The sequence below is a fragment of the Microbacterium sp. SCPM-O-B-15248 (M128) genome (assembly GCF_058214835.1).
The window spans coordinates 217,159-233,507 of the sequence record NZ_JBYQLI010000003.1; the positions used below are offsets into that span (position 1 = coordinate 217,159).

Here is a 16,349-nt window from a genome sequence, read left to right on the forward strand (position 1 = left end):
GCTGCGAGCCGGTCCTGCAAGGAGGACCTCGTGAGCACCATCCTCGAGATGCGCTCGATCACCAAGGAGTTCCCCGGCGTCATCGCCTTGGCCGACGTGTCCCTGACCGTCGAGCGCGGAACCGTGCACGCCATCTGCGGCGAGAACGGCGCCGGAAAGTCCACTCTCATGAAGGTGCTCAGCGGTGTCTACCCCGCGGGCGACTATCGCGGCGAGATCGTCTTCGACGGTCAGACCGTGGAGTTCAAGGACATCCGCGACAGCGAAGCAGCCGGCATCGTCATCATCCATCAGGAGCTGGCGCTCAGCCCGTACCTGTCCATCGCCGAGAACATCTTCCTCGGCAACGAGATCACCCACCGCGGCCTGATCGACTGGGATGCCACCAACCGCGAGGCGGCGAAGCTCCTGGCCCGCGTGGGTCTGGGCGACAGCCCGGACGTGCCGGTCAACGAGATCGGCGTCGGCAAGCAGCAGCTCGTCGAGATCGCCAAGGCCCTGTCGAAGGACGTCAAGCTCCTCATCCTCGACGAGCCCACGGCCGCCCTCAACGACGACGACTCCGAGCACCTGCTCGATCTGATCCGGCACCTGCGCGGACAGAACATCACGTGCATCATCATCAGCCACAAGCTCAACGAGATCCGGGCGATCGCCGACGAGGTCACGATCATCCGTGACGGTCGCACGATCGAGACCCTCGACGTCGCCACGGGCGGCACGAGCGAGGACCGCATCATCCGCGGCATGGTCGGACGCGAGCTCGAGAACCGCTACCCCGACCGCGACGTCGAGATCGGCGACGAGGTGCTGCGCATCGCGGATTGGACCGTCCACCACCCGACGGATGCCAACCGCGTGGTCATCCACGACGCGAACCTGACCGTCCGTGCCGGCGAGGTCGTCGGCATCGCCGGACTCATGGGCGCGGGCCGCACCGAGCTGGCCATGAGCGTGTTCGGCAAGAGCTTCGGCTCGCGCATCACGGGCGACGTCTACATCCGCGGCGAGAAGGCCGACACCTCCACGGTGCCCGCCGCCATCCGCAGCGGACTGGCGTACGTCACCGAGGACCGCAAGGGTGCCGGGCTCAACCTCATCGACACGATCAAGCGCAACATCTCGCTCGCGGGCATGCGCAAGCTGGCCAAGCGCGGCTGGGTCGACGGCGACGAGGAGTACCTGGTCGCCAACCGCTACCGCAAGTCGATGAACATCAAGGCCCCGACGGTGGATGTCGTAGTCGGCAAGCTCTCGGGCGGCAACCAGCAGAAGGTCGTGCTGTCGCAGTGGCTGTTCTCCGACCCTGAGGTGCTCATCCTCGACGAGCCGACCCGCGGCATCGACGTGGGCGCCAAGTACGAGATCTACACGATCATCAATTCCCTCGCGGCGCAGGGCAAGGGGGTGCTCGTGATCTCGTCGGAGCTTCCCGAGCTCCTCGGCATCTGCGACCGCATCTACACCCTCAGCGAAGGCCACATCACCGGCCAGCTGCCCATCGAAGAGGCCACACCCGAGGCCCTCATGGTGCTCATGACGAAGGAGAAGGAAGCCGACCATGTCAGCGCTTAACAACACGGCGACCCAGGCGGGTCCGGCCACGCCCAAGGGCCCGGTCGGCGGCGGCGCCGGGGGAGTCGGCAGCATCGTGCAGTTCTTCACCTCCCGGCTGCGCGAGATCGGCATCTTCATCGCGCTCATCGTGATCGTGCTGCTGTTCCAGGCCCTCACCGGCGGGCGTCTGCTCACCGCGGGCAACGTGTCGAACATCATCGTCCAGAACAGCTACATCCTGATCCTGGCGATCGGCATGGTGATGATCATCATCGCCGGCCACATCGACCTGTCCGTCGGTTCGGTCGCCGCTTTCGTCGGTGCCGTCTCGGGCGTGCTCATCGTGCAGTGGGGCATGCCCTGGTGGCTCGGCATCCTGCTCTCGCTCGTGCTGGGCGCGGTGGTCGGAATGTGGCAGGGGTTCTGGGTGGCCTACGTGGGCATCCCGGCGTTCATCGTGACGCTGGCGGGCATGCTCTTGTTCCGCGGTCTCACGCAGATGACGCTGGGCAACACGCAGATCACGCCGTTCCCCACGGAGTACCGCCAGCTCGGCGGCGGCTACCTGTTCCCCGACCTGTTCCCGGCGGCGACGTCGCCCGCCGAGTGGATCACCGTGGCGCTGGGTGCCCTGACCCTCGTGCTGTTCGTGTTCTCGCAGGTCCGTCAGCGCGCCAAGCGCGCGGCGCTCGAGCTGCAGACCGAGCCGCGGGTGTGGTTCCTGTTCAAGATCATCGGCGGCGGCGCACTCATCGCGTACCTGACCTACCTGCTGGGCGTCGCGCCCGGTTCGCGCGGCACGCCGATCGTTCTCGTCGTGCTCGCGATCCTGATCATCGGGTACTCGACCGTCATGAGCCGGAGCGTCTTCGGCCGTCACATCTACGCGATCGGTGGCAACCGCACCGCCGCGAAGCTGTCGGGCATCAACACCCGTCGCGTCGACTTCCTGCTCTTCGTCAACATGGGCGTGCTGGCCGCTCTCGCGGGCATCGTCTTCACGGGCCGACTGAACTCGGCCGGTCCGGGTGCGGGAAACCTGTTCGAGCTGGATGCCATCGCGGCGTCGTTCATCGGTGGCGCCGCCGTCCAGGGTGGTGTCGGCCGCGTGGTCGGTGCGATCGCCGGTGGTCTTGTCATGGGTGTGCTCAACAACGGCATGTCGCTCATGGGCATCTCGACCGACGTGCAGCAGTTCATCAAGGGTCTCGTGCTGCTGCTGGCCGTGGCCTTCGACGTGTGGAACAAGAACCGCACGCGCGGTTGATCCGTCCCGTCCCTCGGACGCCCCGTCGCCTCGTGCGGCGGGGCGTCCGTCGTGTCTGGGGCAGGATGGAGCGGGTGACCCTCGGCTCGATTCCCCGTTCGTTCGGTGCGGCGGCCCTCGTCGCCGTTCTGGCGCTGACGGGCTGCAGCGCGAGCACCGCCCGCACCACCGGAACGAGCGACGGAGCCGGAGTCGTCGGCGTGACGCTTCCGAGTGCCGACGACCTGGCCTGGGTGCGCGCGGGTGACGCGCTGTCCGCGGAGCTGCGCGAGCGGGGGTACCGCGTCGACCTGCAGTTCGCCGCCGCCGACACCCGGACGCAGGTGTCGCAGGCGCAGAACATGATCACCAAGGGCGAGGATGCCGTGGTCCTCGTCCCCGTCTCCCTCGATGCGCTGGCCGCTGCCCGCGAGGCCGCGGCGGCCGAGGACGTCCCGGTCGTGGCGGTCGCCCGCGATCTCGACGGCGCGGGAGCGTTCGTCGCCGTCGACCCCGCCGAGGTCGGACGCGCGCAGGCCGAGGCGCTCCTCGACGACCTGGGGACGGCGCCCGCGACGGTCGCGGTGCTCGCCGGCGCGACCGAGGATCCGGATGCCGCCGCGCGCCACGCCGCGGCGATCGAGGCGCTGGCGCCCGCGGTCGCCGCCGGCACCGTCACCCTGCTCACCGGGGCGGATTTCGCCGATGCCGCCGTCGCCGACGAGGCTGCGGGCGTCGAGTCCGCTGCCGAGGACCGTGCGCGGGAGATGGTGGGGGAGGAGGAGCGCCCCACGGCGATACTGGCCCTCGGCGACGCGGTGACCCGTGGCGTGGTCACCGCGCTCACCACGCCCGATCCGGACGCCTCGCCCTCGCCGAGCCCGTCCCCGGATGCGGACGACGCCGTCCCGGCACCGGTCGTCATCGGGTCCGGGGGCGACACCGCGACGGTGCGGGCCCTGCGCGACGGTGTCGTGGAGGCGACCGTGTTCGTCGACACACGTCTCGTCGCCCCGACGGTGGCGGACGCGGTCGCGGCGGCGTTGACGGGTCAAGCCTCCTCCGCCGGGCCGGCGCTGGAGGCCGCGGTGGTGCGGCGGCCGGAGGTCCAGGCGGTGTTCCTCGGGAGCGGCTGGCTGGACGCGGGCGAGCTGTGAGCCGCCCGATTCGGGAAAACCCGAATCACGGCGAGGGTTGCCCGGGCTGACCGGCGCGCGGCCCGGTCCTACCGTGGAACACATGACCACGGCATCCGTCCTTCCTCCTCCGCCGCCCGCGCTCCCGTCGCCCCCGGGCGCGACCGCTCCCGCGCCCGCGAAGGCGCGCGTCACGTCTCCCGGCCAGGTCTGGGGCGCCGCCGCCCAGCTGGCGGCGCTCGGGCTCATCGGTCCCGGCATCTTCGGCGTGCTCTTCGGCATGCTCGGCGCCGGCGTCGGCCTGCTCTTCGCGCTGCTGATCGGAGCGGTCGTGCTCGTCGGTCTCGTCTACGCGCTCTTCGGCGTGGCGTGGTTCGAGCAGGCACGGCTCGAGGGGCTGTACGGCTTCGACCTCCCGCCCGTGCGGATCCGCCGCAGCGACCGCACCGGTTTCGTCGGCGTCCTCCACACGATCTGGTTGCAGGCCATCGAGCCGCGCCAGTGGCGCGCGGTGGCATCCTTCAGCGTGTCGACCGTGCTCGGCCTGATCGTGCTGTTCCTCGTCGGGGTCGTGTCGTGGGGCATCGCGCTCGCGTTCAGCCCCCTGTTCGGGTGGTCGCACACCGGCTTCTTCGGTGCCGCTCTGCTCAGCGGCGCCGGCGCCCCGATCCTCGGTGCTGTCGGCGCGCTCCTCGCGGTCGCGGGTGTCTTCGGGCTCGCGCTGTTGCACGGCGTCCTCACCCGGGCCATTCTCGTGCCCTCCCGCGAAGCGCAGCTCGAGGAGCAGGCGCGCACGTCGGATACCCGCCGAGCCGGCGCCGTCCGCGCCGCCGAGGTGGAGCGCACCCGGATCGAACGCGACCTGCACGACGGCGTCCAGCCGCGGCTCGTGTCGATCGGGATGACCCTGGGTCTCGCGCAGACCAAGATCGACGACGACCCCGAGGCCGCGAAGGCGCTCGTGGCCGAGGCGCACGCCTCGACCAAGTCGGCCATCACCGAGTTGCGCCAGCTGGCGCGCGGCATCCACGCCTCGGTGCTCGAGGACCGGGGTCTGGATGCCGCCCTCTCAGCGCTCGCGTCGCGGTCGCACATCCCCGTGACCCTCGACGTGCGGCTGCCGCGCCGGTGCAGCAGACCCGCCGAGGCGGCGGTGTACTTCTCGATCGCCGAAGCGTTGACCAACGCCGCCAAGCATTCGCGGGCATCGACGTGCCGCGTGGACGTGCGGGTGCGCGACGACGGCGCGCTGTGGGCGCGGGTGGAGGACGACGGTCTCGGCGGTGCCCGCGTGGTCCCCGGCGGCGGGCTCGACGGCATCGTCAATCGCGTCACGGCCGCCGGCGGCACCGTTCGCCTGGAGAGCCCGCAGGGCGGGCCCACGTCGGTGGAGGTGACGGTCCCGTGCGCATCCTGATCTGCGAGGACTCGGTCCTGCTGCGCGAGGGGCTCGTGCGCCTGCTCGCGGACGACGGACACGAGGTCGTCGCGGCATTGTCCGACACCACAGGGCTCGACGAGGCCGTCGCCGACGGCGCGCCCGACCTGTGCGTCCTGGACGTGCGGCTCCCGCCGACGTGGACCGACGAGGGCATCCGCGCCGCGATCGCGTTGCGTTCTCGGCATCCCGGTCTCGCCGTCCTCGTGCTGTCGCAGTACGTCGAGGAGCGGTACGCGAGCGACTTGATCGCCGACGGGCAGGGCTCGCTCGGCTATCTCCTCAAGGACCGCGTCGCCGACGTGCGCGAGTTCCTCGAGGCGGTCGCGCGGATCGCCGACGGCGCGACGATCCTCGACCCCGAAGTGGTGGGCCAGCTGCTGGCCCGCCGGCGACGCGACGATCGGCTGCAGTCCCTCACCGAGCGGGAGCGGGCCGTTCTCGCGCTGATCGCCGAGGGACGCTCCAATCAGGCCATCGCCCAGTCGCTGTTCGTCTCGGCCGCGAGCGTCGAGAAGTACATCACCGCTATCTTCACCAAGCTCGGCCTCGAGCAGGACGAGACGGGCAATCGCCGCGTCATCGCCGCCCTGGTCCACTTGGGACACGACACCACCGGAGCGTCCTCATGACCGTTCAGACCCCCCTCGACCCGACTCCGCCGCCCGCCCCGGCGCCCACTCCGCGCCGCCGGTCGACGGCCGCCCTCGCCGTCTCGATCGTCACGATCGTCATCGGCGGATGCGCGATCCTGGGCACGCTCGGATCGAGCGGGCTGTCCGCGATCGGCGTGATGCGCGACAACGCGAGCGGAGCCTCTGTGCAGCAGAGCGAGACGCGCGGCGTCCGCGACCTCGATATCGACGTGACCGGCGGCGCGCTGAGCGTCGAGTACGGCGACGTGAGCGAGGCGCAGCTCGACGGCGACGGCGCGGGGGTCTGGACCCTCGAACGGCGCGGAGACACCCTGCACGTCAGCTCTCCCGATCGCGGGTTCCGGAGCTGGAGCGGCGGAGCCTCGGCGACGCTCACTCTCCCGCAGTCGCTCGTCCGCTCGGGTGTGGATGCTCGCATCGACGTGACCGGCGGCAGCCTCGACGCGACGGGTGACTTCGGCGCCGTGTCGGTGAAGCTCAGCGGCGGCACGGCGACACTGTCGGGGCATGCTCGCTCGCTCGACCTGTCCGTCGCGGGCGGTTCCGCGTCGGCAGACGTCTCCGACGTGGATACCGCGGCGTTCGAGCTCGCCGGCGGCGACCTCACGGCCACGCTGACCGGCTCGACCCCGACCCGCACGACGATCGACGTGACCGCCGGGTCGGTGGACCTCACTCTGCCGGAGGACACCTACCGCGTGATCCACGACGGCCCCGGGTCGCTCGACAGCGCACTCGAGACCTCGTCGACGGCGACCCCGCGCGTCGACGTGCAGACCGCTCTCGGATCGGTCACCCTGCGCGCGTCCTGACCGCAAGCGAGACGAGGGCCGGGGCGGAGTGCGCCGCGGCCCTCGTCATTCCTCCGCGGCGCGGATCCGCCCCGGTCACGTCGCCGGGGCCTGTATCCGCCCCGGTCGTGACACCGCGATCGCGGCGAGCACCGCGACGATGCCGACGAGCTGCCCGATCGCGAGGGACTCGCCCCCGACGGCGAGGCCGAGCAGTACCCCGGTCACGGGGTTGAGCAGCCCGATGAGGCCGACGGCCCCCGCGGGCAAGTGCCGGAGGCCCATGAACCAGCACACGAACGCCAGCGCCGTCGCCACCACGGCGATGCCGGCGTAGGCGATCAGGCCCGTGGCATCCACCGACGGGGGAGGCCCCTCGACGCTCGCCGCGACGGCGGTGAGCGCGAGTCCGCCGGCGGTGAGCTGCCACGCCGTCGTGGCCAGGAGGGGGGTGTCGTCGCGCCAGCGCGTCGTGAGGATCGCCCCGAGCGACGACGAGACGAGGGCGATCCCGGATGCCACGACACCCGCGGGTGAGATCCCCGCGGCCCCGAGTCCCACGACGAGTGCGACGCCGACGAAGCCGAGCACGGCACCGAGCGCCCAGCGCACCGTCGGCCGCTGGCCCAGGAGCGGCCACGCGAGGCCGGCGAGTGCCAGCGGGGCGAGTGCCATGATCGACGCCGCGACCGACGAGGGCAGCAGCTGGGCGGCGACGTAGATCAGCACGAAGAACCCGCCGAAGTTCAGCGCGCCGAGCACCAGCGCCTTTCCCCACCACGCGCCTCGCGGCCGTCGGCGGGCGAGAGCCCACAGCAGCAGCCCCGCGGGGAGCGCACGGAGAGCTCCGCCCCACAGTGGAGCGTCCGCGGGCAGCAGGTGCCGGGTGACGACGTACGTGGCGCCCCACGCGACGGGGGCGACCGCGGTGACGGCGACGATCCGCCAATTACCTTCCATGGAAGACATAATAGCTTCCGTGGAAGGTAAAGTGGCGGGATGGCAGACACCGACCGCGTGGACCACATCGTCGGGCAGTGGCGCGCCGAGCGCCCCGACCTCGACGTCTCTCCGCTGCAGGTCATCGGGCGCCTCCATCGCGTCGCCGACCGACTCCGCGAGGAGCTTCTCGTCGTCTACCGGCAGCACGGGCTCGGCGAGGGCGAATTCGACATCCTCGCGGCGCTCCGCCGCGCGGGGGAGCCGTTCGCCGCCGCTCCCGGCGAGCTCGCGCGCACGACGATGGTGACCACCGGTGCGGTGACCAAGCGCGTCGACCGGCTCGTGGCATCCGGGCTCGTCGTCCGGCGTGAGAGCGATGACGACGGGCGCGGACGCACCATCGCGCTCACCCCCGCCGGCCGACGCGTCATCGACGAGGCCTTCGCCGCCCACGTCCGCAACGAGGCACGGCTGCTCGCGGGCCTGAGCCCCGCCCAGCGCGGCGACGTCGAGCGTCTCCTGCGCGCCTGGGGCACCGCGCTCGGGGTCTAGCCCCGCGCGCGAGTCGCCAGATTCTGTCGCTTCCGCGTGGTCGTCGGCGACAGTTCTTGGCGACTCACGCGCCCTTGAGGGCCTTCGCGATCCGCTGGATCGAGACGGGCTCGGCCGTGCCGAGGCGCTGGGCGAAGAGGCTGACGCGGTACTCCTCCAGCAGCCAGCGCGTCTGCACGAGGTTCGCGGGAGCGGTCGCGGGGAGCGGGACCGTGCCGCCGGCCTCGACGAAGCCCGCGGAGGCGCGCTCGTACTCGGTCATGCGCTGACGGTCGCGGCCGGGGTTGTCGGGAAGCGTTTTCAGGCGATCGAGCGCGCCGGCGAGGTAGCGCGGCAGGTGCTGCAGCCGGGCGAGACCGGTGCTCGAGAGGAAGCCCGAGAAGATCAGGCCCTGGAGCTGCCCGCGCACGTCGTTGAGCGCGCCGAGCAGCGTGATCGACGAGGCGTCCTTGATCGCGCGTTCGACCTCGCGCTGCGCCAGCAGGATCTTGGCCGCGACCGAGACGGTCTGGAACGTCCGATCGACCGACGCGACCGAGAACGCATCGCGCACCCGCTCGAACTCCGCCTTCGTCCGCACGACACCGCTCGGCGCTTCGCGCAGCAGCACGTCGTCGGCGAGGGCCACCCGGGCGTCCTCGATCAGGGCCTTCGCGTTCTGATACGGGGATGCCGCGAGCGCGAGCTTCTCGTTCGCGGTCAGGTGGTCGAGCACGTACGTGGCGGGGGAGGGGACGGCCAGGAGCAGAAGGCGACGGATGCCGGCGCGCGTATGCCGCGCGGCATCCTCGGGTGTGGCCTCGACGCGCAGCGCCACGCTGTCGCCGTCGTCCACGAGCGCCGGGTAGCCGCGGACGACGCCGCCGGCGACCGGAGTGTCCACGACCTCGGTGAGCTCGTCGAGATCCCACGTGGTGAGCTTCGTGCGCGAGGCGAAGGCCGGCGAGGCCTCGGCGACGCGCGCAGCGGCGCGGGGTGCGGGGCGCTCGCGGGTCACCGCCGACTCGACGCTCGAGCGGGCGCGGTCCGCGAGGCGGCGCTGCAGCGCAGCGAGGTCGCGGTCGGATCCGACGGCGCGGCCGCGCGCATCGACCGCCCGGAACGACGGCAGCAGGTGTCCGGGCACCCGCTCGAGCTCGAAGTCGGCGGCGCCCACCCGCTGGTTCGCGACGCGCTGCACGAGCGCGGCGAGGGCGTCGACGAGCGTCGACTTCGGCAGGCCGTTCGCGTGTTCGGGGCCCTTCTCGGCGAGCTCGGCCGAGAATTTCTCGGCCCAGTCCGCGGCGGGAACGACGTTGCGGCGGATCGTCTTCGGCAGCGCCCGCAGCAGGGCCGTCACCAGCTCGTCGCGCATCCCCGGCACCTGCCAGTCGAAGCCGTCGGGGCGCAGCTGTGCCAGGAGCGGCAGCGGGACGACGACCGTGACGCCGTCGTCGTCGGCGCCCGGCTCGAAGCGGTACGCGAGGTTCAGCGTCTGGTCGCCCTGCCGCCAGCGCGCGGGGAACGCCCGATCATCGCCCTGGGCGCGGTCGCCGGTGAGGTCGGACTCGCGGAGGTCGAGTAAATGGGGCGTGCGGTTCGCGGCATCCTTCCACCACGTCTCGAAGGAGCGCACGTCGGTGACGTCGGCGGGGATGCGCGCGTCGTAGAACGCGAACACGGCCTCGTCGCCGACGAGGATGTCGCGGCGGCGCTCGCGCTCCTCGATCTTCTCGAGCAGGCGGCGCTGCTCCTGGTTACGGCGCAGGAACGCGGTGAGGCGCTTGTCGAGGACCGACGGGTCCCACTCGCCCTCGACGAGCGCGTGCCGCACGAACATCTCGCGCGCGAGCGGTCGGTCGAAGCGGGCGAGCTGCACCCGGCGACGGCCGACGAGCTCGACCCCGAACAGCGTGACCTTCTCGTAGGCGGAGGCGGCTCCGGCATCCTTCGACCAGTGCGGTTCGCTCAGCGAGCGCTTCACCAGGTCGGGGGCGAGATCCTCGGCCCACGCGGGGTCGACGGCGGCGACCGTGCGGGCGAACAGCCTCGACGTCTCGACGAGTTCGGCGGCCATGACCGCCGACGGCCGCTTCTTCTTCAGCCCCGACCCCGGGAAGATCGCGAACCGCGCCCCGCGCGCCCCGATGTACTCGCCCTTCGTGGGCCGGGCGTCGCCGGGTGCTTTGCGGTCCTTGGCTTGCGCCACCGTGCGCGGATCCAGGATGCCGATGTGCGACAGCAGCCCCGACAGGACGGCGCGGTGGATCGCGTCGCCCTGCGCGTGGCCCTGCGGTTCGGCGTCTGCGCGCGTCCCCCGTCCCCTTTCTGGCGGAGCATGTCCCGAACGGTGCTGCCCGGAGCGGCTCGGAGCAGCAGAATTCGGGACATCGTTCTTCGTGGGAACGCCGCCGCGCTCGCTCCCGAGCACGGAACGCAATTGCCGGTGCACGTCGACCCACTCCCGCACGCGCACGTAGTTCAGGTGCTCGCTCCGGCACAGGCGACGGAACGCGCTCGAGCCGAGCTCGGCCTGCTTCTCCTGCAGGTAATCCCACAGATTCAGCAGCGACAGGAAGTCGCTCGTGGGGTCGATGAAGCGCGCGTGGAAGCGGTCGGCCTCTTCGCGTCGCTCCTCGGGCCGTTCGCGCACGTCCTGGATCGACATCCCGGCGACGATCGCGAGCACCTCGGTCAGCACGCCCGAGCCGCGGGCCTCGAGGAGCATGCGCGCGAAGCGCGGGTCGATGGGCAGGCGCGCGATCTCGCGGCCGATGCCGGTCAGGCGCGGGCCGCGGTCGTCGCCGCGGGCCGGCAGCTTCACGGCGCCCAGCTCGACGAGCAGGTCGAGCGCCGCCTTCACTCCGCGCGAATCCGGCGGCGTCAGGAACGGGAAGGCCTGGATGTCGCCGAACCCCAGCGAGAGCATCTGCAGGATGACGGATGCCAGCGACGTCCGCAGGATCTCGGGTTCGGTGTACTCCGGTCGGCGGAGGAAGTCGTCCTCGGAGTACAGCCGGATCGCGATGCCCGCCGACGTGCGGCCCGCGCGGCCCGACCGCTGCTGCGCCGAGGCTTGCGACACGGCCTCGATCGGCAGCCGCTGGATCTTCGAGCGATTGCTGTAGCGCGAGATGCGCGCCGTCCCCGTGTCGATGACGTACCGGATGCCGGGGACCGTGAGGCTCGTCTCGGCGACGTTGGTCGCGAGGATGACGCGGCGGCGCACGCCGGCGACGGTGGAACGCTCGAACACCCGGTGCTGTTCGGCGGCGGAGAGGCGCCCGTAGAGGGGCAGGACCTCGGTGGGCGCGGCATCCTTCTGGTACGCCCCGCGGATGGCATCCGCGGCATCCCGGATCTCGGCTTCGCCGGGGAAGAACACCAGCACGTCGCCCGCGGCCTCGCGATCGAGTTCGCGCAGGGCGGCGACCACGGCCCCGACCTCGTCGACCTCGTCGCTCTCGACGGCCGAACTCCTGACTTTCCGTGTCGCTCGGGTGGCTGGGCCGCGAGACGACGGGGCATCGGCCGCGACGGCATCCGGAATCTCAGGAGTTTCGCCCGCGTCGCCGTCGCCACCCGGCGGCCGATACCGGATCTCGACCGGATACGTGCGCCCCGACACCTCGATCACCGGTGCGGGCACCGGCTCGCCGCCGAGTGCCGTGGGCGGGGCGGCGAAGTGGCGCGCGAAGCTCTCGGGATCGATGGTCGCCGAGGTGACGATGACCTTGAGGTCGGGCCGCTGTGGCAGGAGCCGCCGCAGGTACCCCAGCAGGAAGTCGATGTTGAGCGACCGCTCGTGCGCCTCGTCGACGATGATCGTGTCGTAGCGACGGAGCAGGCGGTCGCGGTGGATCTCGTTGAGCAGGATGCCGTCGGTGACGAGCGCCACGCGGGTGTCGGCCGACACCTTGTCGGTGAAGCGCACCTTGTACCCCACGGTCGAGCCGAGGGGGACCTGCATCTCTTCCGCGATGCGCTCGGCGATCGTGCGCGCGGCGATGCGGCGCGGCTGCGTGTGCGCGATGGACGTGCGCCCGAGCTCGAGGCAGATCTTCGGCAGCTGCGTCGTCTTGCCCGAACCGGTCGCGCCGGCGACGATCACGACCTGGTGGTCGCGGATGGCGCGCGCGATCTCGTCCCGCGCGGCGCTGACGGGCAGCTCGGGCGGGTAGACGATGACGGGTTCGACGGACACAGCCTTTCAGCCTATCCCGGGACGGCGGGGCCGAGCGGTACCGATGAACGCTGTTGCTCCCGAAACACGCAGCGCCGCAGCGTTTCTACGAAGGAACGGCGTTCATCGCGAGCGGGGACGTCAGGGCATCGCGGTCTTCGCGGCGAGGATGCGGGTGGCGGCGGCATCCACCTTCGCGGCGAAGGCGGCGTCGCTCTGCGCGCGAGCGAGGACGGCATGCCGCATCTCGGGGTACACCGAAGGATCGGCCGACACCAGCAGCAGGTCGATGCCGGCGTCGACGGCGAGCACCGCGCGATCGGCGGGGGACCAGGGCTGCACCTGCCGCGCGGCCGAGAGGTCGTCGACCGTGACGACGCCGTCGAACCCGACCGTGTCGCGCAGGACCTCCACCACGGTCGGCGAGAACGCCGCCGGGGCGCTCGGGTCGATGCGGGCGTAGATCGCGGTCGAGAGCATCACGATCGCCGGCCCCTGCGGCAGCACCGCCGAATACACGCCCACGTCCGGGCCGTCGGCGCTGACGACGTCGTCCGTGACATCGCTGCGCGTGTCGGTGTTCTCGGTCACGCGACCGAGTCCCGGGAAGTGCTTGAACGTGGGCAGGATCCCGCCGTCGCGCATTCCCTGCGCGAACGCGCCGGCCTTCGCCGCGACGGTCGGCCCGTCGTAGCCGTACTGGCGGTTGAACTGACCGATCGGCGGATTGTCGCCCGCGGCCTCGGGACTGTCCACGATGTCGGCGACGGGCGCGAGGTTCATGTTCACTCCGGCATCAGCGAGCTGCCGGCCCCACGTGGCGGCGTTCGCGCGCAGCGTCGCGTCATCCCACGCGCCCTGATCGCGGGCGAAGGGGATGCCGTCGACCCCCGGCCCCGACAGCACCTGGACGTCTCCGCCCTCCTGGTCGGTCGCGACCCACAGTTCGGGGCCGCCCGGCGCGACGACCGAGGTGAAGCCGCTCACGAGATCGGCGGTGGGCTGCACGCCCGCGTCGGAGCGGCCGTGCAGGAAGATCCCGCCGACGTGGTCGTCGCGGACCGCGGCCAGCGTGATCGGGTCGGCGCCGTCCACCGACGTCCCGACCATGAACATCTGCCCGACCCGGTCCTCGAGGCTGAGCCCCGCGAGCGGATCCGGGGTGGACGTGGGAGTGGGGGTGGGCGTCGGGGTGGCGCTCACCGCGGGCGTCGGTGTCGTCGCGGGCTCGGGGACGCACCCGGTCAGGGCGAGGGCCGCGAGCGCGAGCAGGAGAGTGGAGCGCGTGAGGATCTTCACTCGTCGATCGTCTCGCATGCGCCGCGCGTCCGTGGCGAAGCGGTCCGGGGTTGACGCCCTCGCGAGGCGGGATGCCGGGTCAGCCGTTGCCGGCCGAGCAGGTGGCCTGGGTGGCCTTCGAGCCGTTGACGTTGCTCGGCAGCTCGACGACGTCCGGCCCGGCCGTCGCGTCCGTGGCATCCGGGGCCGGGGTGGTCTCGACGGGCGCCGGCTCGGTCGGGGCGGGTGCCGACGGGTCGGCGATCACGCCGCCGTTGGAGCCGGCCTCACCGGTGAGCGCGAGCGGCGCGTTGCGCGCGAGCGCATCCCACAGCACGGCGGCGGAGGCCTCGTCGGGCACGACGCGGTTGGGGTCGTCGGGGTCGTCGAGGACGGGGAACTGCACGAACGTGATGTCGTCGAACGGGACGTCCTTCAGCGTGTAGGCCAGCTGCGCGATGCGGATCGGGTCGGCCAGGCTCTCGCTGGGTGTGATGTTGTTCACCGCGGTGTTGGCCAAGCCGATGAGCGTGCCGGGGTTGGAGAGCACCTCGTCGCTGCGGAGCTTGTTCACCAAGCGCGACAGGTACTGCTGCTGGTTGCCGATGCGGGCGAGGTCGCTGCCGTCGCCGATGCCCTTGCGCGTGCGCAGGAACGCGAGGGCGTCGTAGCCGGTCACCACGCGCGGACCCGGTTCCCAGTCGATGCCCGCGTCGGGGTCGTCGATGCCCTCGCCGCCGATGCACACTTCGACGCCACCGATCGCGTCGGTGATGTTCACGACGTTGCCGAAGCTGACCTTCGCGGCGAAGGGGATGCTCTGCCCGCTGAGCTCGGACACGGTATCGGCCACGCACGTCAGGCCGCCGTACTCGTACGCTCTGTTGATCGGGGCCTTGAACGTGCCGCCGAACACCGATCCGTCCGGGGCGGTGCACTCGGGGATCGTCAGCTGAAGATCGCGGGGGAAGGACACGACCGTGACCCGGCGGGGGTTGGTCGAGACGTGGACGAGCATGTTGACGTCGTTGCGCGTGCCCTCGTTCTCGGGGTCGGAGCAGCGGGCCCCGAAGGCCTCTCGCACTTGGTCGTCGCACTCGTCGGTGCCGACGACCAGCACCGCGAAGGAATCCGCGTAGGCGCTCAGCGCCGGTGGCTGCGCCGGGGCGTCCTTGAGGGGCACGGCCGCCTCCTGCAGCCGCTGCGTCAGCGACCAGGCGTAGAAGCCGCCGACGGCGACGGTGGCCACGACGACGACCGTCACGACGATGGCGAGCGCCTTCGCTCCGCGACGCCAGCCCGAGGTCGGCTGACGGCGCGCGTGCTGGGCCGGGGGCTGCGTCATCCGGGTAGTCAACCACGCCCTCCCGGGAACGGACGGCGACACGGGGCGGTCCAGATGAGCTTGTGGACCTCGTTCATCTGCCACAGCTGGCGCACGGGGGACGCGCGCACGCCCGGGGCGCTCACGCCCGGGCGGTCGCGCGCGAACACCCAGCCCTTGATGACGGCCTTGAGGAATCGCGTGGCCGCGTCGGCGTACGCGGGGTCGTCCGCGAGGCGCTTCGTGTCGGCCCGGATCGCGTCCTGCAGCATGGCACCGGCGGTGTCCTCGTACGAGATCACGTCGATGTCGTCCATCGTGATGCGCTTGCCCTCGAAGTCGTCGACGCCCGTGATGCCGCACGTGAACGGCGTCAACCCCGGACCCGCGGTCGCCCGGCCCTCCTAGGCTGGGGGACATGACTGTTCCCTCTGTCCAGCTCAATGACGGAAACTCCATCCCCCAGCTCGGTTACGGCGTGTTCCTCGTGCCCGCCGACGACGCCGAGCGCGCCGTGTCCGAGGCCCTCGAGGTCGGCTACCGCCACATCGACACCGCCGCGATCTACAAGAACGAAGAGGGCGTGGGCCGCGCCATCGCCTCCAGCGGCATCGCTCGCGACGAGCTCTTCGTCACGACGAAGCTCTGGAACGACCGCCACGACGGCGACGAGCCGCACGCCGCGATCGACGAGAGCCTCCAGAAGCTCGGCCTCGACAGCGTCGACCTGTACCTCATCCACTGGCCGACGCCGAAGAACGACAACTACGTCCACGCGTGGCAGAAGATGATCGAGATCCGCGAGGCGGGCAAGACCGGCTCGATCGGCGTCTCGAACTTCCTCGTGCCGCACCTCGACCGCATCGTCGCCGAGACGGGCGTGACCCCCGCGGTCAACCAGATCGAGCTGCACCCCGCGCTCAGCCAGCGCGAGATCCGCGCGTGGGGTGCCGAGCACGACATGCACATCGAGTCGTGGGGCCCGCTCGGCCAGGGCAAGTACGACCTGTTCGAGATCCCCGCGGTGAAGGATGCCGCCGAGGCGCACGGCAAGTCGCCCGCTCAGGCGGTGCTGCGCTGGCACATCCAGCACGGTCTCATCGTGTTCCCCAAGTCGGTGCGTCGTGAGCGGCTGGAAGAGAACTTCGATCTGTTCGACTTCGAGCTGACCGCCGACGAGATGGCCGCGATCGACGCCATCGATCCGGGCGACGGGTCGGGCCGCGTCGGCACCCACCCCGACGACCTGAACTGACGACGGACACGA

At 71.3% G+C, this 16,349-nt stretch carries 13 protein-coding genes; 8 read left to right on the forward strand and 5 right to left on the reverse strand.

What is annotated here, in order from left to right; translation table 11 throughout:
• Positions 1–48: 48 nt before the first annotated feature.
• The 6 genes from mmsA (at position 49) to AC3E6M_RS06395 (ending at position 6,845) form a co-directional block, all read left to right on the forward strand.
• A complete protein-coding gene (gene mmsA / locus AC3E6M_RS06370) occupies positions 49–1,575 on the forward strand; it encodes a multiple monosaccharide ABC transporter ATP-binding protein (RefSeq protein ID WP_138177279.1) in 1,527 nt (508 codons plus the stop codon).
• Positions 1,562–2,824 (forward strand): multiple monosaccharide ABC transporter permease, encoded by a 1,263-nt coding sequence (gene mmsB / locus AC3E6M_RS06375; protein ID WP_252371045.1) that lies wholly within the window; start codon positions 1,562–1,564, stop codon positions 2,822–2,824. The genes mmsA and mmsB overlap by 14 nt, the downstream gene beginning before the upstream one ends.
• Positions 2,825–2,898: 74 nt before the next feature.
• Positions 2,899–3,960 (forward strand): substrate-binding domain-containing protein, encoded by a 1,062-nt coding sequence (locus AC3E6M_RS06380; protein WP_490529394.1) that lies wholly within the window; start codon positions 2,899–2,901, stop codon positions 3,958–3,960.
• Between the two features lie 82 nt (positions 3,961–4,042).
• A complete protein-coding gene (locus AC3E6M_RS06385; RefSeq protein WP_138177257.1) occupies positions 4,043–5,356 on the forward strand; it encodes a sensor histidine kinase in 1,314 nt (437 codons plus the stop codon).
• Positions 5,344–6,009: a LuxR C-terminal-related transcriptional regulator gene (locus AC3E6M_RS06390; RefSeq protein WP_138177260.1), complete on the forward strand. Its 666-nt coding sequence runs from the start codon at positions 5,344–5,346 to the stop codon at positions 6,007–6,009. The genes AC3E6M_RS06385 and AC3E6M_RS06390 overlap by 13 nt, the downstream gene beginning before the upstream one ends.
• Positions 6,006–6,845, forward strand: coding sequence for a hypothetical protein (locus tag AC3E6M_RS06395; protein ID WP_490529395.1), 840 nt, complete (start codon positions 6,006–6,008; stop codon positions 6,843–6,845). Before AC3E6M_RS06390 ends, AC3E6M_RS06395 begins: the two co-directional genes overlap by 4 nt.
• A gap of 75 nt (positions 6,846–6,920) precedes the next feature.
• Here AC3E6M_RS06395 and AC3E6M_RS06400 read toward each other — a convergent pair whose 3' ends face one another.
• Complete coding sequence (locus AC3E6M_RS06400; RefSeq protein ID WP_490529396.1) at positions 6,921–7,793, reverse strand: DMT family transporter; 873 nt, start codon at positions 7,791–7,793, stop codon at positions 6,921–6,923.
• Positions 7,794–7,823: 30 nt separating this feature from the next.
• Between AC3E6M_RS06400 and AC3E6M_RS06405 the strand changes: the two genes are divergently transcribed.
• Positions 7,824–8,318, forward strand: coding sequence for a MarR family winged helix-turn-helix transcriptional regulator (locus AC3E6M_RS06405; protein ID WP_490529397.1), 495 nt, complete (start codon positions 7,824–7,826; stop codon positions 8,316–8,318).
• Between the two features lie 64 nt (positions 8,319–8,382).
• Here the strand turns inward: AC3E6M_RS06405 and AC3E6M_RS06410 are convergent, their stop codons facing one another.
• From AC3E6M_RS06410 to AC3E6M_RS06425, 4 genes are all read right to left on the reverse strand, one after another.
• A complete protein-coding gene (locus AC3E6M_RS06410) occupies positions 8,383–12,501 on the reverse strand; it encodes a DUF3418 domain-containing protein (protein ID WP_490529398.1) in 4,119 nt (1,372 codons plus the stop codon).
• A 120-nt stretch (positions 12,502–12,621) separates the two neighbouring features.
• A complete protein-coding gene (locus tag AC3E6M_RS06415) occupies positions 12,622–13,779 on the reverse strand; it encodes a glycoside hydrolase family 3 N-terminal domain-containing protein (RefSeq protein WP_490529399.1) in 1,158 nt (385 codons plus the stop codon).
• Positions 13,780–13,858: 79 nt separating this feature from the next.
• Positions 13,859–15,103, reverse strand: coding sequence for an LCP family protein (locus AC3E6M_RS06420; protein ID WP_490529400.1), 1,245 nt, complete (start codon positions 15,101–15,103; stop codon positions 13,859–13,861).
• An 8-nt stretch (positions 15,104–15,111) separates the two neighbouring features.
• Positions 15,112–15,459: a hypothetical protein gene (locus tag AC3E6M_RS06425; RefSeq protein WP_490529401.1), complete on the reverse strand. Its 348-nt coding sequence runs from the start codon at positions 15,457–15,459 to the stop codon at positions 15,112–15,114.
• Positions 15,460–15,500: 41 nt separating this feature from the next.
• On the opposite strand from AC3E6M_RS06425, the gene AC3E6M_RS06430 reads away from it, so the two are divergent.
• Positions 15,501–16,337 (forward strand): aldo/keto reductase, encoded by an 837-nt coding sequence (locus AC3E6M_RS06430; RefSeq protein ID WP_490529402.1) that lies wholly within the window; start codon positions 15,501–15,503, stop codon positions 16,335–16,337.
• Positions 16,338–16,349 lie beyond the last annotated feature (12 nt).